Consider the following 15,567-nt stretch of genomic DNA (forward strand, 5'->3'; position numbering starts at 1 on the left):
ACGGCCACGGCGGCGGTGCCGTTGCCGGACGTGACAAGATCGCCCCAAGGGCCGTGCCTTAGGCCGGCAGGCGTCGACCGGCCGCGAATACCGAGTCGACCGTGAGGTCATCGGCCAGCAGCACCGCGTCGGCGGCGTAGCCGACTGCGAGCCGGCCCAGGTCATGGCCGCGGCCGATGGCCCGGGCAGGAGTCTCGGTGAGGGCAGTGACCGCCTCTTCGAGGGGGATGCCCACCTCGGTGACCGCCCTGCGCAGGGCCGCGTCCAGGGTGAGTGTAGAGCCGGCGATTGCTCCCTCGCCACCGGTTCCGTTGCCGGCGAGGCGGGCTACTCCGCCGGTCACGGTCACGGCCAGCGACCCGAGCATGTACTCGCCGTCTTCGGAGCCGGTGGCCGCCATGGCGTCGGTGATGAGGGCGATCCGGCCGGGCGCGCCGGCGAAGGCCAGGCGGACCACCTCCGGGTGGACGTGCACGCCGTCGTTGATTATCTCCAGCGTGACGCCGGGCGAGCGGGTTGCGGCAGCAACCGGACCGGGGGCGCGGTGGTGGATGCCCTGCATTCCGTTGAAGGCGTGGGTCAGGATCGAAGCGCCGGCCTCGAACGCCGCCAGGGCGGTGGCGTAGTCGGCCGAGCTGTGTCCGACGGCCACGGCGACTCCGGCGTCGACAAGCGTCCGGATGGCGGCCGCGGCCCCTGGCAGTTCGGGTGCGAGCGTCAACTGCCGAAGGTGGCCCCTCGCCGCGGCCAGGAGCCGTGTGATCGACTCGGCGTCTGGGGAGCGCAGCAGCGCCGGGTTGTGCGCCCCGCGAAAGTCGTTGTCGAGGAACGGTCCCTCAAGGTGCGCGCCGAGCACCAGTGGGTTCGTTTCGGCCGCGTCGGCGACGGCGGCGAGCCGGGACTCGAGGTCGCTCTGGCGGGCGGTGACGAGTGAGAGTACGGCGCGGGTGGTGCCGTGGCGATGGTGCACGGCCAGGGCTTTGCCGATGGCATCGGGTCCGGCGTGCCCGTTGGTTTCAACGTCGAAAGCGAATCCGCCGCCGCCGTGACAGTGGATGTCGATGAAGCCGGGGACGAGCGGGCGGCCGGCGGCATCCGTTATCTCCCCGGCCCTGGCGCCGAAAGCCTGCCAGCCGGTGCCGGATCCGACGGCGGACACGGTATCGCCCGTGAAAGCGACCCAGGCGTCGGCGGTGCTCGACCCGCCGGTGACCAGGCGGGCGGAATGGATGATGCAGGTGGGAGGGCGGCTCATGATGCGACAATCACCTCGAGGCCCTGGTCGGCGAAATCGGCCTGCTGCTTTGGGGTGATTCCGTCGTCGGTAATGAGCCCGTCGAATCGGTGCAGTTCGCCCAACCCGGCGAAGGCTATGCGGCCGATCTTGCTGGAGTCGGCCACGATCATGGCCCTGCTGGCGCGCGCTGCCATCAGGGAATTAACGGCTGCCTCGCGTTCATCGTTTACGGTGGGGCCAGCCTGCGGATCTATGCCGTTTACGCCGATGAACGCGATATCCATCCGCACCTGCTGCAGCACCGCGTCGCTGTAAGGGCCAACAAGTTCGTACGAGCGCGAATGCACCACCCCGCCGGTGACCACCGTCTTGATCTGTGGGCGCATCGCCAGCTGGGCGGCGATGTTGAGTGCGTTGGTCACAACTGTCAGGGTGGCGTGCGGGGACGCCTCCATAATGTCCGCCCTGGCGCCCAGCACGCCGGCAATCGCTGTGCTCGTGGTACCGCCGCAGAGCCCGACGACGGCGCCGCGCGCCACGAGCGCGCTTGCTGCGCGCGCGATCAGGAGCTTTTGCGGCGCGTTTTGCTCGCGCTTGTAGCGCAGCGGCAGGTCGTACGCCACTGACTGCCCAATCGCCCCGCCGCGCGTGCGGGTGAGCAGTTGCTGGGCTGCAAGGGTGTCGAGGTCCCGCCGGGCTGTCGCCGCTGAGACGCCGAGGCTTCTGATGATGTCATCCACCTCAATTTGGCCGGACTCGGCGAGCAGGTCGAGTACGGCGGCGAGGCGCTCGGTCCGGTCGAGTGTCATGTAGTTCCTGTTCATAGGTGCAGCGATTTCTTAGCTGCAGCGATCGATTCTGATTGAAAAGACCGCCACTCAATCACTTTAGCTCGTTGCTGTGCCGACAATAGCTGTGCTTTTCCCTGGCCGGGATGTAACGGGTTGGTTACGGGTTTGGGGTGACCCATCCGGGGTGGGGGGTGTTCCCGAAGTACTCCTGACAGACCAAGCCGGACCCGCTGGATTCATTGTCAGGACCGCACCGCTTACGGTGTGGCCGCGGGAACGGATACATCCACTGAACTACTTTCAAGGAGCATTCCCATGCGCACATCGATCAAGACTTTCGCCGGTATCGCCGCGGCCGGTTCGCTGATGTTCTCCCTGGCTGCCTGCAGCCCGGCCAGTAACACCTCCGCCGCTCCGGCGTCCTCCTCGGCCTCGATGTCCGCCGAGGCGCCCAAGGCGCTGGCCTCCATCCCGGCCCTGACCGGGACCTCCACCGCCGTGAAGCTCGATGCCTCCTTCGCCAAGGCCCTTGAGACCCTGAAGCTGACCCCGGGCACCGTCGGGACCGCGGCACTGACCGATGGTTCGCTGATCTTCCCGATCACCGGCGGCAAGGTCGATTACTACGACCCGGCCAAGGACTACCGCCCGTTCGTCCAGGGCCTGATCAGCCACGCCGGTTCCGGGTTCTCCCTGACCGCCGGAGACACCAAGGTTGACCTGACCAACTTCACCATCGACCCGGGCACCTCCAAGCTCTACGGCGACGTCGCGGTCAACGGCACCACCGCCGCGAAGCAGGCCTACATCTTCAACCTCGACGGCTCCACCCTCAAGCCCCTCGCCAAGGCCGGCGACACCGCCGTCCTGGAAGGCACCCGGGTGCTGATCTCCGACACCGCCGCCGGCCTGCTGAACAAAACCTTCAAGACCGACGCCGTGAAAGCCGACATGCTCGTCGGCATCGCCAAAATCACCGTCAACACCAAGTAACACCCACCCGCAAAAGCCGCCCGGTGCAGGGTCTGCACCGGCGGGGCGTGCCACGGTACCTCCTGTTGGAGGTCCGTGGCACTGTGCGTATACCGTAATGATTACAGGGCGAAGCAGCGCTGCCTGATCCGTCTCCTGATAAGGATGTTTGAAATGACCGCAGCCCTGGTGGATGTTGTTCTCCCGTGTCTGAACGAGCGCGGTGCCCTGCCGTGGGTGCTCTCCCGGCTGCCCGAAGGATACCGTGCCATCGTTGTGGACAACGGCTCCACCGACGGCTCCGCCGAACTCGCAGCCAGCCTGGGTGCGACAGTGGTCCATGAAGCACGGAAGGGTTTCGGCGCCGCCGCGCATGCCGGCCTCCTCGCCGCGACGTCGGAGTTTGTGGCGTTCTGCGATTGCGACGGCTCGCTGGATCCGGCCGGGCTGCCGGAGCTGGCCGGGCCTGTCCTGGGCGGTACTGCGGATCTGGTGCTGGGTAGCCGCCGGCCCCAGCGCGGTTCCTGGCCGCTGCACGCCCGCATCGCCAACCTCGTACTGGCGTGGCGGCTCCGGCGCCTAACCGGGGAACGGATCACGGACCTGGGCCCAATGCGGGTCGCCCGCCGTGAGGGTTTGCTTTCCCTCGGCTTGGCGGACCGGCGCAGCGGCTATCCCTTGGAGATGTTCCTCAAGGCAAACCTGCGCCGTTGGCGGATCGTGGAGCTGCCCGTTCCCTATGCCCCCCGCACCGGCAAGTCGAAGGTCACCGGGACTCTCCGGGGCACCCTGACGGCGGTAAAGGACATGTCCGCGCAGCTCCGGGCCGCCAAGGCCGTCACCGAGGCCTCCGCTGCGTTGCCGTCCGGACCGGTCCGCGGCGCGGCCGGCAACGAATGATGGTTATGGAAAAGAGCGTGGATCTTACCGTGGCGGTCATCGCCAAAGAGTGCGTGCCGGGCCGGGTCAAAACCCGGCTGAGCCCGCCCTTGAGCCCAGAAAATGCGGCGGCACTGGCCCAGGCGAGCCTGAGCCGCACCCTGGCGACCGTCCGGCTTCTCCCGGTCCGGCACCGGATCCTGGTTATGGACGGTACTCCTTCGCCCGCGGACGCAGCAGGCTACACCGTCGTCCCGCAAGTAACCGGCGGGCTGGACGAACGGCTCGCCGCGATCTGCGACGCCACCACCGGGCCGCTGCTCATCGTCGGGATGGACACCCCACAGGTCGCGGCGGACCACCTTGGAGCGCTCCTGCGCGACTGGTCCACCGTGCAGGCGAGCCGCGACGCTTGGCTCGGCCCGGCCGCCGACGGCGGCTTCTGGGCCCTGGCCCTGCGCCGGCCCGACGGCGCCCTGATCCGCGGCGTGCCGATGTCCACCGACACCACCGGAACTGCGCAGCATGCCCGGCTGACCGCCGCCGGGCTCACCGTCGGGTCCCTCCCCGAACTCCGGGACATGGACTACTTCAGCGACGCATTGCAGATCGCGGCGGAGATCCCCGACACTGACTTCGCACACGCCGTAGACAACGCCGCCAGGACTGCCGCAGACCCGGCGCCGAAGTCACGCCCCCTGGAAGGAGCGCTGCGGTGACCGTCGCCGCGGCTGCCCCCGCTGCCGTGTTCGGCCAGGGCGACGCAGAGCCGTACGCCCGGGCCCTGCAACTCGGTGCAGGTAAGCTGACGCTGCGCCCCGAGGGCCGGCACTATCACACCGAGGCCGTGGAATTTGACGTCAGCGGCTGGTGTGAGGACGCGAACGGGCTCGAGCGGTCGCTGCTGGCGAGCCTACGCGGCCCGGTCCTGGACGTCGGCTGCGGGCCCGGCCGGCTGCTGTCCGCCGCCCGGTCACTCGGGCTGCAGGCTCTGGGCCTGGACACCAGCGCCGAAGCCGTCCGCCGCGCAGTCAACCGCGGCGAGCAGGCGCTGGAGCAGTCCGTTTTCGCGTCGGTCCCCCACACCGGTGATTGGCAGTCCATAATTTTGCTCGACGGCAACATCGGCATCGGGGGCAGCATCACCGCTTTGCTGCGCCGCTGCCGCCAGCTGATCACCGCGTGCGGCACCCTCCTGGTGGAGGTCGAAGCGGACGAATACCTCGACACCGCCTACCCCGCCGTCCTCGAAGACGAACATGGGAACCGCAGCGAGCCGTTCCGCTGGGCACGGACCGGCGGTCCTGGTCTGGCGGCCCGGGCCGACACCGGCGGCTGGACCGTCACGCACATCCAACGGCTCCAGGGCCGCGTCTTTTACCGGCTCTCCCCGGCTCCGGAGCCGACGCGCTCCAGGACGTAGACCAGGGCTGCGGCGACGACTGCCAAGGTCGCCCAGAACCAGAGCAGGTTGGCGGCATAGTCGGCTTCCAGCGCGCTGGTGTTACGTGCCACGGACTGCGCCTTGAGCAGCACACCCGCGATCAGGGTGACCACGGCGCCCGTCAGGAGCGCGCCGCGAATGATTGCCGTCGACGCCGGACGCAGTCGTGAGCCCATCCGGGTCAGGCCCGCTCCGGCCAGGGTGGCGAGCGGGACGATGACGCCGTCGTGGAGCAGGACGGCCACCGCAAGCCAGAGCAGCAGCCCAAGCAGCTGGGCCGGCCCGAGCTGGGTCGGCAGCCCCAAGAGCCCGTAGCCGATCACCGCCACCCCTGCCGTGCCCAGGACGATCCGGTAGATCTTCGCGGTTTTCACAGGACCTCCACAGTCTGCAGCCACTTTGTTTGCAGCACACCCGGGCGTCCGGGGGCGATGACGCGGGCCGGGTACCCGTGGTCCAGATCGAGCGTCTGGCCGTTAAGTTCCAGGGCCACCAGGGTCTGCTCATCCTGCACATACGCTGCGGGCATCAGCATCGTCCGGTAGGCGCCTTCCGGTTCCAGGCTGGTGACGCGCAGGGTGGAGGATGACGGGGCGCCGACGCCACTGACCAGGTCCCGGATCCGGACGCCCCGCCAGCGGGCCGTCTGGCTCCAGCCTTCAACACAGGCGATGGGAAGCTCTTGCTCGGACTGCGGCAGTGCTTTGAGCTGGGCCAGGGTGTACGAACGGCTGGTTCCCCGATGTGTAACTTTCAGCTTCCAGTCCGTGGAACCCGCCAGGTCCGCAACTTTCGCGTCGGCGGCCGTGCGGTTCACTGGAACGGACTGGGGCCCCGTGCCCATGTTCCGGGGTGCGAAGAGGTTCAGTGGGTCCAGCCAGGAAAAGGACTGACCGGCGGTTGTGGCCACCAGGGCCCCCGTGCTGGCCGCGACCCCGGTCAGGAACGCGCGCCGGGACCAGCGGCCCGGCGCCGTCTCGTCCGCCGGACCACTGCCGGAACGGGCGCGCCAGTTCTCCATGATCGCCGGAAGTTTGACGGCGATGTGGAGCAGCAGGGACCCCCAGATGACCCAGGCCAGCCAGAAGTGGGTTTCGCGGAACGGGAATGGCCAGGGATACCACTTGTAGGTATTGATCAGGCCAGTCGTCAGCTGCACCAGGGAAGAGGCGATGAACAGGGCGATGGAACCCCGTTCCAGGCCGTGCACCACGGACTTAACCGGTGGCCAGGTCAGCAGTTCGGGATACACCGACCATAACTTCGCCAGAAGGAGCGGGATGGCGGCAATGCCGGCCGTTACGTGTACTCCCTGGGTCAGCTGGTAAATCCAGGCAGGGCGGGTAAGGAAAAACATCCACGACGGTGGTTCCTGGAGCCCGTGGCTGAACAGGCCCGTCAGGAAACAGATGGTGAAGCTCAGCCCCAGCCAGCGTCCCAACACCACAGTCAGCCGGGTGCTGCGCGTCGGCGAGGCAAATCTGGCGGCCAAGGCGTTGGTGAGCTTTTCCATAGCTAGATCACACCATCATTCCTGCGCCCACGGTGCCGCCGGCCCCTGCGAGTCCAGAAAACATTGAGCCGCGGCCCGCGAAGAAAGCTGCGTGGGACGGCATCGACAGTGCCGGGAAACTCCGCTGAACGCGGCGGGCCCGCCGCGGCACCTCCCCCCGGATGACAGGATGGTTCCTATGGAACAATCATTTGCCGGCACGGCGCAGGCGCGCATCGGAATCATCGGAGGATCCGGCACGTACGGGCTCCCTGGCGCAGTCGTCAAGGACACCGTCGACGTCGAGACTCCGTTCGGACCGCCGTCGGGCCCCATCACGCTGGCCGAGGTGGCCGGCCGGACCGTGGCATTCCTGCCCCGCCACGGCGGCGGCCACTCTCTCCCGCCCCAGAAGATCAACTACCGGGCCAACCTCTGGGCTTTAAAAAGCCTTGGCGTCAAGGCTGTTATATCGTCCTCGGCGGTGGGCGGCCTGCACGAAGGCTACGGGCCGGAGACGTTTGTGGTCACGGACCAACTGATCGACCGGACCTGGGGGCGCGCCGATAGCTATTACGACGGCACAGTTGCCGACGGCGTCGAGCCGGCCGGCGTGCAGCACCTGCCGGCCTCGGAGCCCTTCTGCCCGGCACTGCGTGCACACCTCGCTACCGCGTTGCTGGCCCAGGATGTCTCCCATGTTTTGCGGGGGACCGTGGTGGTTGTCAACGGGCCGCGCTTTTCCACGAAAGCCGAATCCGCCTGGTACGTCAGCGGGGGCGCTGACATCATCAGCATGACCCAGTACCCCGAACCCGTCCTCGCCGCCGAACTGAACATGGGCTTCGCGAATCTGGCATTCATTACGGACTCGGATACCGGCCACGACGGTTCGGACCCGGTCACCGCCGACGCCGTGTTTGCTCGGCTGAAGAACGCCCAGGGTACTGTCCTGGCTGTGCTGGAGGCGACGATTGCCGCCGTCGATGATGACTACGCACCCCGTCCACTGATGGATCCGACGGCGGTGGACCGTGTGCTGGCGTTACCGGTTGTGCGCCGGGCGGTGTCCGCCTCATGAGGCTCCTTGTCACCGGCGGCGCCGGATTCATCGGTTCCCATATCGTCGACGCCGCCCTCGCCAACGGCTGGTCCGTGAGGGTCCTGGATTCACTGGACCCGGGCCTCCATCACGGACCGCCGGCGTTTGATCCCCGGGTGGAGTTGCTGACCGGAGACGTCACAGACCCCGACGCCGTTCACGGTGCGCTGGACGGCATCGACACGGTCTGCCACCAAAGTGCGAAAGTGGGCCTCGGGGTCAGCTTCGCTGACGCGCCCGACTATATCCGCAACAACGACTACGCGACGGCGATCCTGCTGGCCGCGATGGAACGCCGCGGTATCCAGCGGCTGGTCCTGGCCTCCTCCATGGTGGTCTACGGCGAGGGTGCCTACACCGACTCCGTGACCGGTGCCCCGGTGCGGCCCGGGCCCCGCGCCGAAGCGGACCTGCGCGCCGGCGTCTACGATCCCCGCAACCCGGCGACCGGCGCCCTGCTGGACCCGGCGATGGTCACGGAGGACGCGCCCCTTGACCCGCGCAACGTCTATGCCGCGTCCAAAGTGAGCCAGGAGCATCTTGCCGCTGCGTGGGCGCGAAGCACAGGCGGCGAAGCGGTGGCGCTGCGCTACCACAATGTCTACGGACCGCGGATGCCGCGGGATACGCCCTACGCCGGCGTCGCGTCACTGTTCCGTTCGGCCTTGGCCCGGGGTGAAGCGCCCCGGGTCTTCGAAGACGGTGCGCAACGGCGCAGCTTCATTCACGTCCGGGATGTGGCCGCCGCGAATATCGCCGCCATCGAGTCCCTGGGCGCCGGCGGTGGCGCTGGATTCCGGGTCTACAACGTCGGAGCCGATGAAGCCCACACGATCGGCGACGTTGCAACCGCCCTGTCCCGGTTCAGCTCCGGCCCCGTGCCTGTGGTCACCGGCGAGTACCGGCTGGGCGACGTCCGCCACGTCACGGCGTCCTCTGAGCTGCTCAAGACGGAGCTTGGCTGGTCCCCGGCCGTGGGCTTTGACGAAGGCATGCTCGAATTTGCCAACGCACCCCTTCGCGGCGGCCCGGCCGCCTGAAAGGGGCGCGAACGGCTCCGGGATGTCGATCCCGCTGGCCAGCCCGCGGGAACACACACAAACTTGCTCAGGCAACAGCGAAGCCACGGCCCCCAAGAGCCGTGGCTTCACTGTTTCGCTTGCCCGCCAATTCGACCGGCAGGATTTAGGGGTGGGTGTTACTTGGTGTTGACGGTGATTTTGGCGATGCCGACGAGCATGTCGGCTTTCACGGCGTCGGTCTTGAAGGTTTTGTTCAGCAGGCCGGCGGCGGTGTCGGAGATCAGCACCCGGGTGCCTTCCAGGACGGCGGTGTCGCCGGCCTTGGCGAGGGGCTTGAGGGTGGAGCCGTCGAGGTTGAAGATGTAGGCCTGCTTCGCGGCGGTGGTGCCGTTGACCGCGACGTCGCCGTAGAGCTTGGAGGTGCCCGGGTCGATGGTGAAGTTGGTCAGGTCAACCTTGGTGTCTCCGGCGGTCAGGGAGAACCCGGAACCGGCGTGGCTGATCAGGCCCTGGACGAACGGGCGGTAGTCCTTGGCCGGGTCGTAGTAATCGACCTTGCCGCCGGTGATCGGGAAGATCAGCGAACCATCGGTCAGTGCCGCGGTCCCGACGGTGCCCGGGGTCAGCTTCAGGGTCTCAAGGGCCTTGGCGAAGGAGGCATCGAGCTTCACGGCGGTGGAGGTCCCGGTCAGGGCCGGGATGGAGGCCAGCGCCTTGGGCGCCTCGGCGGACATCGAGGCCGAGGAGGACGCCGGAGCGGCGGAGGTGTTACTGGCCGGGCTGCAGGCAGCCAGGGAGAACATCAGCGAACCGGCCGCGGCGATACCGGCGAAAGTCTTGATCGATGTGCGCATGGGAATGCTCCTTGAAAGTAGTTCAGTGGATGTATCCGTTCCCGCGGCCACACCGTAAGCGGTGCGGTCCTGACAATGAATCCAGCGGGTCCGGCTTGGTCTGTCAGGAGTACTTCGGGAACACCCCCCACCCCGGATGGGTCACCCCAAACCCGTAACCAACCCGTTACCTCCGCTGGTGGTCCGTCGCGGCCCATCCACTTCGGAATAGCCCGCGGACGGTGTGGGTTGACACTCACTGAACACCCCGCCGGACGTCATCGTGGTCCGGCATCCTCAAACCGGAAGGATCCCCAGATGGATCTCAGCAACCGCCGAGGCATCATCACCGGCGCAGGTCAGGGCATCGGCCAGGCCCTGGCCCTCGAGTTCGCCGCCCGCGGTGCGCACTTGTTGCTCGTGGGCCGTAGGGAAGAAACGCTGAAGGAAACCGCTGCTCTGGTTCAAGCCGCCGGCGGCAGTGCCGAAATCCTTGTGCAGGACCTGAGCATGCCGGGCGCCGTGGACCGGGTGGTCGAGGCAGTCGTGGCGTGGGATGCCGTGGACTTGCTGATCAACAACGCCGGTAACGTCCGGGCGGGCCGCCTGGAGCTCTCCAGCGAGGTGGATGTGCGCTCGATGATCGACCTGAATCTCACCGCGCCGCTGCTGCTGACCCGGGCCCTCCTGCCGCAACTGCGGGCCAGCGGCACAGCGAGGGACAGTATTGTGCTCAATATTTCCAGTGGCATCGCGCTGGTGGGTATGCCGTTCTACGCTGTTTACGCTGCCACAAAGGCCGGGCTGGCACGCTTCGGGGAATCGTTGCGGCGTGAACTGCACGGCACCGGCGTGCACGTGGCCACGGTGTATCCGGGGGCGACGGACACCGCGATGATGTCCACCCAGAACGCCGGTGCTGATCAGGGCTGGGAGCGCCGGACAGTCGAGGCAGTCATCACGGACCTCATGGCCGGGCTTCTTGCCGGTGACCACGAAATCAACACGGCGCCCGAAAGCCGCCGCAGCATGCAGCGGCTCAATGTCGAGGACCCGATGGCAGTCGATGCGGCGTTGGCGCCCGGACTTGATGCCTTGGAAGCTTCAGTCCGGGACCATCGCAGCATCTAAGCGGCCAACCCGCGGACACCAAAGGTGCCGACGTGGGTGTTACCGTTCGCGCCGGGCACCGGCCGACGCGCTGACCGGAAAGATGTGCGGCGCGGCGAAGCCCGCGTCGGAGAACTCACGGGCAATTCCCTCGGCGACCCTGGCGGCGTCGCTGTTTCGCACCAGTGCGATCGCGGCGCCGCCAAAGCCCCCGCCGGTCATGCGGGCGCCGATACTGCCCAGTTCCTGGGCGCTGGAGACGGCGAGGTCAAGTTCCGGCGTGGAGATTTCGAAGTCGTCGCGCATCGAGACATGTGATTCGTTGAGGAATGATCCGATGGCGGCAGGGCCCGATGTCCGCAGCGCGGCGACGGTGTCCAATACCCGCTGGTTCTCCGTGATGATGTGGCGGACCCGGCGGAAGGTCTGCCCGTCCAGCAGGGCCTCGGCGCGGGGAAGGTCGCCGGGGCCAAGGGCCCGCAGGCTGGCGACGCCCATGGTGCGGGCGCCGTCCTCGCAGGACCGGCGTCGGCTGGCATAGCCGCCGTCCGCGTGCGAGTGGCTGGTGCGGGTGTCGATCACGAGGATCCCCACCCCGGCGGCGGTTAAGCCGAGGGCAATACTCTCGGTCGTGAGGTGCTGGCAGTCAAGCAGGATGCCATGATCCGGCTCGCCCAGAAGTGAAGCCGACTGGTCCATGATGCCGGTGGGCGCGCCGACCACACGGTTCTCGGCCAGTTGGCCGATCCTGGCCAGTTCCTGCCTGTCCAGCCCAAGTCCCCACAGCTCATTCAGGGCGAGGGCCACGGCGCATTCGACGGCAGCGGAAGAAGAGAGGCCGGCGCCGGCCGGGACGTCCGAGATCAGTGCCAGATCCATGCCGGTCAGCCCGGCGCGGGCAATGGTGGCACCGGCGTCGCCGGCACCTCCCGGCGGCTGGCTCATCGCCCAGGCAACGCCCAGCGGGTAGGCGGCCCAGCCGGTGAGCGCAGCCGGGTCGAGGTGGTCCAGGCTCACCTCCACCACGCCGGGATAGGAGCTGCTGGCCACCCGCAGCAGGCGGTCTTCCCGCGCGCGGGCCGCCACAGTGGTGCGCTTATCGATTGCGATCGGAAACGCGTAGCCGTCGTTATAGTCCGTGTGCTCACCGATCAGGTTGACCCGGCCCGGCGCCGACCACAGCCCGTCCGGCGCGCCGCCGAACTGGCTTTCGAAGTACTTGCTTCCACGGTGCAGGACGTCGTTCATGGCCGGAGGTGCTCCTGTCCTGCCGTGCGCTGACCTGCGACGGGCGGTTCCGTGGCCGCCCCGGCTGGCCCGCCGCCGGCTTTTTCGATGGCCTTGCGGAGCCGTGCTGCGGCGGTTTCCGGCGGGATGTCCGCTATAAACGCACCCATCGCCGCCTCGGAACCTGCCAAGAACTTGAGCTTGTCTTTTTCCCGGCGGGGGGAGGTCAGCTGCAGCATCAGGCGGATGTCGTCCCGGTGGACGTGGACGGGGGCCTGATGCCACGCCGAAATGTAGGGCGTGGGGGTGTCGTAGAGGGCGTCGATGCCGCGCAGGAGCCGGCGGTAAAGCCGGGAGAACTCATCGCGTTCCTCGCCCGTTGTGGCGGCGAGATCCGGGACGTGCCGGTGCGGGAGGACGTGTACTTCCAGTGGCCAGCGCGCGGCAAACGGCACAAACGCCGTCCAATGCTCACCCTGGAGCAGCACCCGCTCGGAGTTCTGCTCAAAGTCAAGGATGTCCTCGAACAGCGAGCCGCCGTAATTTTCGATGGTGCGGACCAATTGGGCAGTGCGGGGAGTGATAAAGGGGTAGGCATAGATTTGTCCGTGCGGGTGGTGCAGCGTCACACCGATCGCCTCGCCCCGATTCTCGAAAGGGAAGACCTGCTCGACGCCGGGCAGCGCCGACAGCGCGGCCGTCCGGTCTGCCCAGGCCTCCACAACCGTGCGCATCCGGGACAACGACATCCCGGCGAGGGAACCGGTGTGTTCGGGGGAAAAGCACACCACTTCGCACCGGCCCACTGATTGCCGGCTGCGCCCCAGCCCGACCCGGGCCAGATCGTCCAGGGTGTCGGGCGCTTCGGGGCCGGACAGCCCGGGCCCGAAGGACGGGGATTTGTTTTCAAAGACGGCGACGTCATAGCGGCTCGGAATTTCCGAAGGATTGTCCGGCGACGCGGGTGCCAGCGGGTCCAGATGCGAGGGTGGCAGGACCACCCGGTTCTGCCGGGCAGCCGCGATCGAAATCCATTCTCCGGTCAGGGCGTCCTGGCGCATCGTGGCCGTGGGCGGCCGGACGGCCGGCTCGCGGAGATCGTCCCCGCGTTCAGGCGGCAGGACGGTATCGGCATCATCGAAGTAGATGATGTCCCGGCCGTCCGAGAGCTTGTAGGAGCGCTTTGCAATCTGGCCCATGTCAGGAGCTCCTCACGGCGTGGCCGCCGGCTGGGGTTGGCCCGGCAGCGGTGACCCGGCGGGCGGTCAGGAGCAGCCCGTGCTCCGGGTTGAGGACAGGCATCGGAAGTCCGGAACCGGCCAGGAAACGGCCCGTCGCCTCGACGCCTCCGGCTAGCCACGCCGGCGGCACGGCCTGCAGGAACGCCCGCATGTCGTCCGGCGCCGGGTAGACCGCTTCCACCCGATACACGGCATCCGGCAGCAACCCCGGGATGGCAATCCGGCCGGGGACTTCAGCGAACGAGGTCGCCACGGACACCAGTGCGAAGAGGGCCTCGCCGCCGTCGTGCGAAACGACGCCATGCAGCCGGAGGGCCGGATCTGGCTCGTCGGCCCGCACCATACGTCCGGTGTGCAGCAGCGAGCGGTATTCCTTGAACAGGGCGATTGCTGCCGCAAGTTCGGTGCGCTCGGAATCATCGAGGTGCCGGACGTCCCATTCGAGGCCGAAATGGCCGAACATGGCCGTGATGGCCCGGAAGGAAAGGTCGTGGGTTCGTGCGGTGGTGTGGCTCCGGGTCGGTCCGATGTGGGATCCGACGAGTTCCGGCGGGACCACTATCCCGGTCCAGCGCTGGATGGTTTGCCGTTCCAGGGCATCGTTGCAGTCCGAGCCCCAGATCCGGTCCGTGCGTTCCAGGATGCCAAGGTCCACACGGGCACCTCCGGAGGAGCAGCTTTCGATCTCGACGCCGGGATGGGCCTTGCGGAGCTCGTCGAGGAGCCGGTAAACGGCCCCTGTCTGGGCGTGCACTGACGGCCGGCCGGCGTGGCCCATTTCGCCGAGGTCCCGGTTCTGGTCCCACTTGAGGTAGGTGATGTTGTTTTCGCGCAGCAAGGCATCGAGCCGGTCGAAAATGTACTGCCAGGCCGCCGGATTGACCAGGTCCAGGACCTGCTGGTGCCGCCACCGCTCCGGCAGCCGGCCAGCCGGTCCGCCGTCGCTGGACGGCCGCGGGGCCGGGCCGGCGATCCAGCCCGGGTGGGTCCGGGCCAGGTCCGAGTCTTCATTGACCATCTCTGGCTCGACCCAGAGCCCGAACTCCATCCCGTGGCCGGTGACCGCGTCAATCAGCGGGGACAAGCCTTCGGGCCACAGGTCCTCGTCAACGTACCAGTCGCCGAGACCCGCACCGTCATGGCGCCGGCCCCGGAACCAGCCGTCGTCCAGGACGTAGCGTTCCACCCCGAGCCGGGCGGCGGATTCGGCGAGTTCAAGCAGTACCGGCATCCGGTGGTCGAAATACACCGCTTCCCAGACGTTGAGGACCACCGGGCGGGCCTTGCCGGACTGTGCGCCGGGGTGGTGCGGGCGCTGGCGGAACCAGGCATAGAACGCGTCGCTGATACCGTCCAGCCCCTCCGCGGAGTACGCCGCGAACAACCAGGGCGTCTCGTAGCCGGTGTTTGCGGGGAGGGTGATCTCGCCGGAGCCAAGGAGCTCCGAGGCCCCGATCACCGTGCGGCCGTCGGGGGCGGCGTCGACGAAGCTCTCGTGGTTGCCGCTCCAGCCCAGATGGACGGCCCACACCTGCCCGTGGCGGTTGCCGAATCCGGGGGTGCCGGCGGCCAGCAGGAGCGAGGCGTCATGGCCGGTCCGGCCGTGCCGCCCGGAGCGGACCCAGGTTCCCTGGCCCAGCGGCATCCGCTGGGGGTGCGACTCCCGGCACCACCGCCCGGTCAGGTCCAGGATCTCGGTGGCGGCGCGGCCCACCGGAAGCACCGCCGCGAGTTCCTCGACGCTGTAGGGATCGGTCCCGTTGTTATCGAGCCGGTGCCGGAGCTGGAGCAGGCCGCCGTCGTTGATCCTGACCTCCGTGCGGACGGTGACACCCGCGGTTGGGTCGGATTGGGTGATGATGGCCGAGCAGTCCGTCCCGCTGGATCGTTCCACGGCGCTAACGCGCAGGCGGGCCGAGAACGCCAGTCCGTTGCGGTGACCGCGGAGGCCCGGACGCCCCCGCCAGCCGGAGGATGCCTGCGGGATCAGCCCGAGCGTGACGGGGATGTCGAGGGCCGAGTGCGGCACGGGGTCGCCCAACAGGGACAGGTCCGGAAGAGCCGGGCCAAGGTCTGCGCCGAAGTGCAGCAGGGCGGGTTCACCGGTGCGGAAATCGATCAGCAGTGACGTTCCTGAGCGGCGCAGGTAGAGCGGCCCAGGGAGGGGGAAAGGGGTCTCGGGTGCACGAGTGAGGTCCGGGTTGTTCACGGTAGCTC

15 protein-coding genes are annotated in these 15,567 nt (G+C 68.0%); 7 read left to right on the plus strand and 8 right to left on the minus strand.

Annotation, left to right across the window (positions count from 1 at the left end; translation table 11 throughout):
- Window positions 1-58: 58 nt before the first annotated feature.
- Both nagA and QI450_RS16675 read right to left on the minus strand, forming a co-directional pair.
- Entirely contained in the window at window positions 59-1,255 is a 1,197-nt protein-coding gene (gene nagA / locus QI450_RS16670) for an N-acetylglucosamine-6-phosphate deacetylase (RefSeq protein ID WP_226775516.1), read from the minus strand.
- Complete coding sequence (locus QI450_RS16675) at window positions 1,252-2,061, minus strand: DeoR/GlpR family DNA-binding transcription regulator (RefSeq protein ID WP_226775515.1); 810 nt, start codon at window positions 2,059-2,061, stop codon at window positions 1,252-1,254. The genes nagA and QI450_RS16675 overlap by 4 nt, the downstream gene beginning before the upstream one ends.
- A 282-nt stretch (window positions 2,062-2,343) precedes the next feature.
- On the opposite strand from QI450_RS16675, the gene QI450_RS16680 reads away from it, so the two are divergent.
- The 4 genes from QI450_RS16680 to QI450_RS16695 all read left to right on the plus strand — a co-directional run bounded on the left by QI450_RS16680 (window position 2,344) and on the right by QI450_RS16695 (window position 5,302).
- Window positions 2,344-3,021: a hypothetical protein gene (locus tag QI450_RS16680; RefSeq protein WP_282468051.1), complete on the plus strand. Its 678-nt coding sequence runs from the start codon at window positions 2,344-2,346 to the stop codon at window positions 3,019-3,021.
- Between the two features lie 153 nt (window positions 3,022-3,174).
- Window positions 3,175-3,900 carry a glycosyltransferase family 2 protein gene (locus tag QI450_RS16685; RefSeq protein ID WP_226774308.1) on the plus strand — a complete coding sequence of 242 codons (726 nt, stop codon included), beginning with the start codon at window positions 3,175-3,177 and terminating at the stop codon, window positions 3,898-3,900.
- 17 nt (window positions 3,901-3,917) lie between these two features.
- Window positions 3,918-4,598, plus strand: coding sequence for a DUF2064 domain-containing protein (locus QI450_RS16690; RefSeq protein WP_226774307.1), 681 nt, complete (start codon window positions 3,918-3,920; stop codon window positions 4,596-4,598).
- Window positions 4,595-5,302 (plus strand): class I SAM-dependent methyltransferase, encoded by a 708-nt coding sequence (locus tag QI450_RS16695; protein WP_226774306.1) that lies wholly within the window; start codon window positions 4,595-4,597, stop codon window positions 5,300-5,302. Before QI450_RS16690 ends, QI450_RS16695 begins: the two co-directional genes overlap by 4 nt.
- Here QI450_RS16695 and QI450_RS16700 read toward each other — a convergent pair.
- Both QI450_RS16700 and QI450_RS16705 read right to left on the minus strand, forming a co-directional pair.
- On the minus strand, window positions 5,257-5,697 hold the full coding sequence (locus QI450_RS16700) for a hypothetical protein (RefSeq protein WP_226774305.1): 441 nt from the start codon (window positions 5,695-5,697) through the stop codon (window positions 5,257-5,259). The two genes, QI450_RS16695 and QI450_RS16700, sit on opposite strands and share 46 nt — an antisense overlap.
- A complete protein-coding gene (locus tag QI450_RS16705) occupies window positions 5,694-6,836 on the minus strand; it encodes a molybdopterin-dependent oxidoreductase (protein WP_226774304.1) in 1,143 nt (380 codons plus the stop codon). Before QI450_RS16705 ends, QI450_RS16700 begins: the two co-directional genes overlap by 4 nt.
- Window positions 6,837-7,014: 178 nt before the next feature.
- Between QI450_RS16705 and QI450_RS16710 the strand changes: the two genes are divergently transcribed.
- Both QI450_RS16710 and QI450_RS16715 read left to right on the plus strand, forming a co-directional pair.
- A complete protein-coding gene (locus QI450_RS16710; RefSeq protein WP_226774303.1) occupies window positions 7,015-7,896 on the plus strand; it encodes an MTAP family purine nucleoside phosphorylase in 882 nt (293 codons plus the stop codon).
- A complete protein-coding gene (locus QI450_RS16715; protein WP_226774302.1) occupies window positions 7,893-8,957 on the plus strand; it encodes an NAD-dependent epimerase/dehydratase family protein in 1,065 nt (354 codons plus the stop codon). The genes QI450_RS16710 and QI450_RS16715 overlap by 4 nt, the downstream gene beginning before the upstream one ends.
- A 158-nt stretch (window positions 8,958-9,115) precedes the next feature.
- On the opposite strand, the gene QI450_RS16720 is transcribed toward QI450_RS16715, so the two are convergent.
- The gene (locus QI450_RS16720; protein ID WP_282468051.1) at window positions 9,116-9,793 is read right to left on the minus strand and encodes a hypothetical protein; all 678 of its coding nucleotides are present in this window, start codon (window positions 9,791-9,793) and stop codon (window positions 9,116-9,118) included.
- 297 nt (window positions 9,794-10,090) lie between these two features.
- On the opposite strand from QI450_RS16720, the gene QI450_RS16725 reads away from it, so the two are divergent.
- A complete protein-coding gene (locus QI450_RS16725) occupies window positions 10,091-10,903 on the plus strand; it encodes an SDR family NAD(P)-dependent oxidoreductase (protein ID WP_226774704.1) in 813 nt (270 codons plus the stop codon).
- 39 nt (window positions 10,904-10,942) lie between these two features.
- Here the strand turns inward: QI450_RS16725 and galK are convergent, their stop codons facing one another.
- Genes galK through QI450_RS16740 form a run of 3 tightly spaced genes read right to left on the minus strand, consistent with a single transcriptional unit; the run spans window position 10,943 to window position 15,559 of the window.
- The gene (gene galK, locus QI450_RS16730) at window positions 10,943-12,130 is read right to left on the minus strand and encodes a galactokinase (protein WP_226774703.1); all 1,188 of its coding nucleotides are present in this window, start codon (window positions 12,128-12,130) and stop codon (window positions 10,943-10,945) included.
- Entirely contained in the window at window positions 12,127-13,308 is a 1,182-nt protein-coding gene (gene galT / locus QI450_RS16735; protein ID WP_226774702.1) for a galactose-1-phosphate uridylyltransferase, read from the minus strand. Before galT ends, galK begins: the two co-directional genes overlap by 4 nt.
- 1 nt (window position 13,309) lies before the next feature.
- Window positions 13,310-15,559 (minus strand): alpha-galactosidase, encoded by a 2,250-nt coding sequence (locus tag QI450_RS16740; RefSeq protein WP_226774701.1) that lies wholly within the window; start codon window positions 15,557-15,559, stop codon window positions 13,310-13,312.
- Between the last annotated feature and the right edge of the window lie 8 nt (window positions 15,560-15,567).

It is taken from the genome of Arthrobacter sp. EM1, from assembly GCF_029964055.1.
Lineage (GTDB): Bacteria > Actinomycetota > Actinomycetes > Actinomycetales > Micrococcaceae > Arthrobacter.